General features: G+C 66.5%; 3 protein-coding genes. All 3 read right to left on the minus strand.

Features of this window, described 5'->3' with window-relative positions; genetic code table 11:
- Positions 1-668 precede the first annotated feature (668 nt).
- Positions 669-1,913: a hypothetical protein gene (locus ABZV06_RS31715; protein ID WP_355625938.1), complete on the minus strand. Its 1,245-nt coding sequence runs from the start codon at positions 1,911-1,913 to the stop codon at positions 669-671.
- A gap of 75 nt (positions 1,914-1,988) precedes the next feature.
- A complete protein-coding gene (locus ABZV06_RS31720) occupies positions 1,989-4,472 on the minus strand; it encodes a hypothetical protein (RefSeq protein WP_355625939.1) in 2,484 nt (827 codons plus the stop codon).
- A 566-nt stretch (positions 4,473-5,038) separates the two neighbouring features.
- Positions 5,039-7,621: a hypothetical protein gene (locus tag ABZV06_RS31725; protein WP_355625941.1), complete on the minus strand. Its 2,583-nt coding sequence runs from the start codon at positions 7,619-7,621 to the stop codon at positions 5,039-5,041.
- Between the last annotated feature and the right edge of the window lie 104 nt (positions 7,622-7,725).

A 7,725-nucleotide genomic window follows, 5' to 3' on the forward strand; every position in this document is an offset into this window, starting at 1 on the left:
GCATGCTCCGCCGCCTCGCCCGAGGCGAACCCGCCACCCGCCAACAACGCCTCACCTTCGACACACCCGACTGACAGCAATGTGAAACGCCCTCTTAGGGACGGCCGGAGCTATGATCAATGAGTGTGAGTTAACCGATGGTTACTAGCTTTTCACGCTCCGATGTGGAATGTTCAGGGATCCGGTGACACCGCGTGCGCCACCGGTCGCAGTAGCCACCCGAAGTAGCACCTGCTCACCTGCAAGAAGCCGGCCGCCACCGACCGGCGTCGGCGACGAGATGCTCACAGCACAGTGCGACCATCGGTGTCGAGACTTGGTGCTCAGCCAGCGGGTGCCCTTCACCTGGGATCCGCATGGGTGGCATGTCGCGACTGCTCAGCCGTGACTGGGGTCGCTGCCCCAGGCACTCATCAGAACGAGGGATTTGAATTTAGGAGAACCTCATGTCGAGCCTCGTCAAGGCTTGTCATTGCTTGTCAAAACCCCTTGTTACGATCCGTAATCACACCGGCCTTGTCATTGTTCATCAGGGATAGCCGCTGAGCTGCTCAGACGCGATCAGGCGATGATCGCTAGTTGTCACTGGTTGTCAACTAAGGGCGGGGGTTTTCGGGGGGTAAACGGGGGTCGGCAGGGCGTCGTGAGGCATCGTGTCCGGCGGGTGCTCACTGGATCCGAGACCACTGCCTGAGCAGATCGCAGGCATCCCGCAGCAACCCGTCCACCAAGGTGTTCAGCTCGCCATAGGTCATGCCATCCATCAGATACTCAACGATGCCGAATAACGGACGCTGCCCCGGAAGCACCGAGACGCCGTTGATCCGCAAACCGTAGTGCACCAACGTGTTGCGAAGCTTCCGACCCGACCCCGACAGCACCAGCTCCGCCGAGGGCTGCTGGAGGAGCAGGGCCGGCAGAACCGTTCCCCTCGTCTGCATCAGGTAACGGAGACTGTCTAGAACTTGGTACAGCGTGACATAGCGCAGCTTGAGCACGGGAATCGGCCACGTCCCGTCCGGCAGACGCGTTGTCTGTCCCGTCAGCAGATCCACCGTTGCACACGCCACCTGCAGGGACAGGAGCGCTGCCACAAGATCAGGTTCGACATCTCCCGAGAAGGCAGCCCCGTAGAACCGGTGTGACTTCACGTTGGAGAACGAGAAGTCGTTTTCGTTGAGCGCATCCAACCAATAGTTCCTGGCATCCGCCGATGCAGCTATATCGGCCCTCGCGAAGTTACCGAAGCCTTCTGCCATCGCACCCAGCCGCGGCCCCATAAGGTCGAGGGACCCGAAAGCTTCGGACGGCAGACCGCAGTTGAAATGGATCGTGTGTGTGGTGGCGATGAGATGCCCGCGATACTGGAGTACCCCTAGATCGCGACGAAATCCGTCGAACAGGCCGCCGAGTGGTCGATCAGCAGGGAAGAATACGCGGTGGTGTTGTCCCGCGATCGCCGCGTAGTGCCGGATGACGCCGTCGAGGTAGCCGCTAGTGTCTAGAAAGAGCTTGTTGGCGTGCCTGGCCGCTGCGGCGGCCTCCGCTTCGAGCTGCGGGATATGCGGAAGTTGTCCCGGATCTTCCTGCTGCAATAAGCGCCGGCCCTCGTAGTTGATAAGCGCAAGGTGCTGCAACGTGCTGAGCAGCGGAAGAGTGGTGGCGTCCGGACGTCCGGTGCAGGCTTCACCGATTCGCCAAAGATAATCTCGATCCCACGCCAATAGACGAAGGCTCGCTTCCCGCAATGTCACATCCGGCACGAGCGCGCAGCCTACCCTACTCCTATCCCAGGTAACCATCGTCATTTCGTTGTTGCCACGCGACAATGTCGGCGCTGTCGCCACCCCCGTCACGCCTTGCGCGACGGATCGACTGGCCTCCTTGCCCGCAGCCTCCGATGTGCTGCTCACCTCCAGCGGAGACCCCTCACCGGGCGAGCGCGGATGATCGAACGACGAGGTACCGAGCCCGGGCGCGCGCGGTGGTCACCAGTCGCTGAGTGCTCCGTCCGCGAGGTCCATGCGCCGGTCCTGGCACCTCTCCGTCCCGAGACCGGTGATGATCCGCACTGCCGGGCCCTGGCCGCCGGTCCAAGGCTGCGCGCGGACCGTGGTGCGGATGGCGGTGAGGCTGGCGGCTTCCCAAGCCGATTCGGAGGTGGCGAAGATGAGCTGGTCGGCCTGCACGAGGTCGGCCGCTGTAGCCTTCTTCTGCACTTCTTTGGCGGGTTTGTTCCCCAGCGTGGAGCTGCTCTTCGCCTCGGCTATGACGACCTGGCCGTCGGCGTACGCGGGCAGGTCGATTTCGGCGATCGGGGACCCCGCGCTGTTGCACAGCTCGAGCTCAGCGGCGTCGGTGTACCGCCGGCTGCGGCTGCGGAGGTAGTCAGCGAGCTGCAGCGGCACCTCGCCGTGGTCGCGCAGCAGGTCACGGGCGACCGGATGCAGGTCGAAGTACCAAGGCGGGCCGCTCACGGGTTGATGCCAGCGGGCACTGGTCAGCGGATTGGCGGCTCCGCACCGCGGACAGATGTTGTCCTGACCCGCACGGCCGAGGCTGATGAACGCAACGCGGCCACACTGCTCGCAGTTAACGATGATGCCGCGGGTCAGCAGCCCGCTGCCCGTCAGCCTGTCAATATCAGCGGCCACCGCCTCGTCGGTAGAGCGGGAGCCGAATGCCTTAACGCCCTCGAAGGTCAAGTAGCCCTCGTACCCGGCGTCGTTGGTGCCGGCCGCATGCAGGACAGCGCCTTCCCCGTCGCGGTAGCGCTCGCTGCTCTTTCGCGAGTTGCGTAGGAAACCCCTGAGCACCGACAAAAGCGGGCCGGAGAACGTCGCAGCCAGGTTCTCGCGGCCGCCGAGAAGTGCCTGGAGCACGTTGGCACGGCGGCCGGCGTCAGACACCCGGATCGAGTGCTGGTGCTGGACCGCGAGCCGCCCGGCCCATTCGTGCAGCGACAGGATCCGTAGCTTGGGCCGGGCGAGCTGAGACAGCCGCGGTGTGCCGGCCACGATCAGGTTGTACCGGTGGGACTCGAACCGGGGCCCATGCCGGCCGCTGCGGATCCAGGTCAGGAACGGGTCCACATCCGCGGTCGCCAGGTGGGCACCCTGCAAACCGCGGCCGGCGGGCATGCCCGGGCCCTCGCAACGGACCTCCACCTGCCAAGTCAGCCCAGGAGCGTCACGCAGTCCCGGGTCGGCCACATCCGGAACCGGCACCGGCGACATCATCGTGATCGTGCCGTCCGGTTCGGTCATCGCGGGAATGGCGACCGGATGGTCGAGGTCCGCGGTCACCGCGTAGCTCGTCACGCCGTCGGCCGGAAACGCGAGGTCACCTGCCACGACCGCGGCTTCGAGCAGTTTGCGCTGCTCGGCATCGGCGTGCCCGCCGAGCCCGGTCGGCGGGACCCGCAAGGCCTCAACCGCTGCCGTCACGGTCTCGGCGCCGGCCGACACCGACGTGACGGTGACCCGCCCATGACGGAAGGCGGCTTTGGTGATGACCCTGCTGTGCAGCAGGTGCCGCATGCGGCCGGCACGCCCGTTGTTTCCGACTGGGGACAGCTCGGCGGGCAGCCACCAGCCGTCGCCATAGAGCACCTGGTGGGCGTAGGCGGCAGCGAAGTCTGCCGCGGTATCACCGACGACGAACGTGGCGTGATGCCGGGGGCGGACGCCGGTGCTGACCCGGCTCAGGCCAAAGGTCGTCCGCTGGAAGGCGGTGCCGTCGTTGCCATCGTTCGCCGGCGACAGCAGCCACTTCAGCAACGGGTCCGCAGGACGGGTGCCGGCCGGGTCGTCGCCGAACAGCAGCCAGCTCAGCAGCAGCTGCTCGTCCTTCTCACCAATCGGCGGCGCCGCGCCGTTCTGCGGCTCGTCGAACAGGCCGCAGCCGGCCGCGACCAGCACCCCCAGTGGCCCGTCCCACCCCGCTGGCGCCGACAAGTACGGGGCACCCGCCACCGCCGGGATCGCGGACAGCGGGGTTAACGGCGTGAAGGTGTTGTCCAGGCCGCCGACCCCGAGCGACGCCAGCGACTCCTCGGTGTCGGTGCGTTCGTGCGAGCGCCGGTACGGCGAGCAGACACGGGCGACCGCCTCGCGTGCCCGTTCACCAGCGGGGTCCGGTACAACCTGGTCACCGGCCTGCTCCAGCAACTGCGCCCGGGCCTCATTGTCCAGCACCGCTCCCTCGACGGTCAGCGGAACGCTTCCCGGCGCCACCCGCTCGATCTGGGCCAAGGTGGTCTCCAGCAGCACCACGTAGTCCGGGTCGTACCGGCGGGCCGCCTGTAATAGCACCGGGTCCACGGCACCGTCGACGTGCGGGACGAGCAGGAAGCCGCGCCCGCCCCACGTTCTGCTGGCGACGTGCAGGACCAATCGGGCCCAGTAATGCCAGCCGACTCCGCCATCGAAGATCACAGCGACCCGCGGCGCGGAAAGGCCGATCTGAGCCACCAAAGGAGCAGAAGAAGACACCTCGCGACCATAAACGGTGCTGCTACGACGGGTCAGGGCGGCGGTGATCGGCTCGGTGGCGGCCCGGGATTCAGTGGTGGCTCGTAGCGGCGCTGATGCCCAGACACCGACGGATGCCGGGCCTTCCAGGCGTGCACCCGCCTGAACGACTCTCAGATCGCCGTGGCGGGCGCCGACGTGCGCCGAGGCTGCCGGAGCCCGCTACACCGAACTGCTCACCGTCCTATCCGACCCGGCACGCCGCTCGATCGCCGGGATGGTCCGCCGTGGCTCTACGCCTGGATCAGCGTGCCACCTGGACGAACGCTTACGGCTTCATCGTGAGGAAGACCGGGACCGCTCGCCTCCTAGTCACCCGAGGACGACCTCGTGGCGGAACGCCTGCACCCGAGCGCCGTCGGCCAGCACGACCTCGACCCGACCAACGTCGTCGGGATGCCTACCCACGGCGCGGACCAGCTTACTGGCAGGAGCGGGGCATCCATTGACATCCGACGCTACAGACCCGATCCAGCATCGACTCGGGACTGCGTCAGCGCCGCCTCTCAGGGTGCTGGCGACGGCTCTGGGGCATCATCGGGGGTGCGGCGAGCCCGGGGCGTTCGGCGCGGGTCACGGCCGGTCGTCGATCGTATGAGTTCGGCTCGGGTGAGCGTCCACAGCACGTTCGACGGCGCGGACGGGGTATGGGCCTCTCGCGGTAGAGACGAGATCACGCGGCTGACCAGTAGCATCGTGAAGTTAGCGATACCGGGCCGGTGACCGCTGTTTGCGCATGCTGCGCAGACAATCAGGCTGCGCGCGATGGAACTCGCGCCGAAGCAATCGGTGCAACGCAGCAGCGAACCAGCGGCGTGCCTGGCCAGCGCCTCGGCCAGCGTATGGGGACCGTCGCCGGAATAGCCCCAGCTGAACAGACCTCGGCCGCCAGCTTCCTCGTCTCGTAGGAGGATCCGTTCTCCGTCGGGGTACCGAATGACCACCACGCTGCTGTCCTCGGCGTCGGTCACACCGTGGTACGTCCAATCTTGGAAACCGGGAGTACGAGCTGCTTCGGCGAGCAAGCTGAGCAGATGGCGCGCACCCTCTTTGGCAGCCGGTATGACAGGCGCGGCCTTGGTCTCCGGCTGCTGCGCCCAAACGGTGATCGTATTGGCGATGCGCCAAAGTTGTGGACTGTCGAACTGGGGCCCTGGCACGTCGTCGAGATTCTCCCGCTCGTCGTTGGGCAAGGGTTCGTCGGGCTCGGACCAATCGCCCTGGTGGTGGTCGTCAAGCTCCGCCAGATGGTCGGCCAGATACGCGCCTAGATAGGAGGCCAGCTTGCTGGCTGGCTGGTTGTCCCCGCGCAAGCGTGCCGCCACCGCGTCGGCCCAGAGCGTCAGCAGGAGGAAGGCTGGGTAGATCGGATCGGCTCCTCCGAGTTGGAGGTTGAGCTCCTTGAATGCCTCCTCACGGATGGCGGAGGGAAGGCGCTCGTCCGCTGTTGGGTCCGGGAGGCGCGGTCGGGCATCCCGGAGCCAGCCGACGGCGCGGAGCTCGGATTGCCAGGCGGCGGCAGCCAAGACGAACTCGAATCCGCTCGCTTGCCACGGTAAGGCGCGTAGCAGGCTGACCGGGTCGTCCGGGTCGGCCTCGTCTGCGGGCAAAGCCCGGCGCAGGTCGTCCGACTCGCGGATCAGTCCCGCGATGATGAGTGCTCCTCGCTCTGCGACGGCTGTCGAGCCGGTGTGGTAGGTGGTGCGGTTGATGAACCTGTAGATCGCTTCGGTGTATGAACGGGTCGACATGTGATCACCGGCGATTGCTGATGTTGTGGCAAGACTGAGCAGCCGGCGACTGGTCAGCAGTGCCCGTCGGTCATAGCCGGCCTCGAAGGCGCCGATCGCCAGGTCTTGAAGGGTTGCGGCGATCATTGATGCTGGGCTGGGGCGGCGCGATAGATGGGCGATACGCCACCTGGTGCGGTCCCGCGGTGTCGGCGGGGCGGCAGCAGTGCCGATGAGTTTGGCTGCGACCGTCTCTAGATGGGTCTCGATCGCGTCGGATCGCGAGTATCGATGGCCGGCGTAGAGGCGAAGACCCAAGTTGCCTAGACGCTCCACGTCGGTGGAGAAGCCGCTCGCCTCGTGGTGTCCGCCAGCCCAGCCAATCGAGGTAGGCGTGGGCGACGTCAGGACGCCGATCATGCGGTCGACGGTGGACTCCAGTAGCTCGTAGCTCTGGTCACCGAAGGTCGGCGCATCTCGGTTCAGCCGCTGCCCGGTCGTTCGGTCGGGAACGAGGTCGGCGAGCAGCTGTCCGAGGTCTGCAACACTCACCGGCTGACGAGTGAGTTCGTTGACACGCTCGATCACGTGCTGATCACGGTTCGACGACGTGGGCGGGACGACGATCGTCCGGCGGCGAGAAAAGCGTGAGGGCAGCTCCGCCTTGGTGGCCTGCGCTCGCCGCGGGTCGGCTGAGGAGCGCGGCAGAATCACCAGCGTGAGCACCTGCTGCGATGGCGTGATCTCGGCGAGTCGCGCGCTGACGGCGTCCACGACAGCATCGAGCGCTTCCGCGGCGACCTGGTGCCGCCCGGCAGCGCGGTTCTGCACGGCAAGGTCGAACAGGACATCCATGACGGCATCGCTAATGGACAACGACCGGCTCGTACGCTCACCGAGCGCAGCGATGGCCGTGATTGCCGCCCGATGGTCCGGGGTCGTTTCGCGACTGAGATCGGCTCCGACCTCGCGCACCGCCTGAGCGACATCGTCGACGTCCGCGCCAGCACGGACCTGTACGGTCAGGCCGACGGCCCACGCCACAGCGGCCAGGCGGTGCTCGCGGACCGGCAGACGCGGGCTTCCGACCAGGTCGCCGAGCACCGTGATGCGCCCGGCGAGTTCTCGCCGTGCACGAGGCCGGCGACCGCGCAGGCGTAGAACTCTCGTGGCCACGTGGCGGACTAGCCACTCCGGCGTGGCACGGCGAGCACCGTTCAAGGTCACCCAACCGACGATGACAATCGACCCGATGAAGCAGGTGAAAGCCACGCGGGTCGTGAGTGCGCTGGGGTTGACAGCCAACCCCAGCGGCACGCAAACACCGACGACCGCCGCTACGCCGACCCATGCCGCCATCCGCCGGTCCGGAATGTGTCAAGGGATTGAGGCCAACGGGAGTTAAGCGGCTTGTCGTTGCGGCTCGGGCTTGTTGATCCAGACCTGTTCGGGCAGGTCGAGGA

This window comes from Micromonospora sp. NPDC005172 (genome assembly GCF_040608555.1).
GTDB lineage: Bacteria > Actinomycetota > Actinomycetes > Mycobacteriales > Micromonosporaceae > Micromonospora.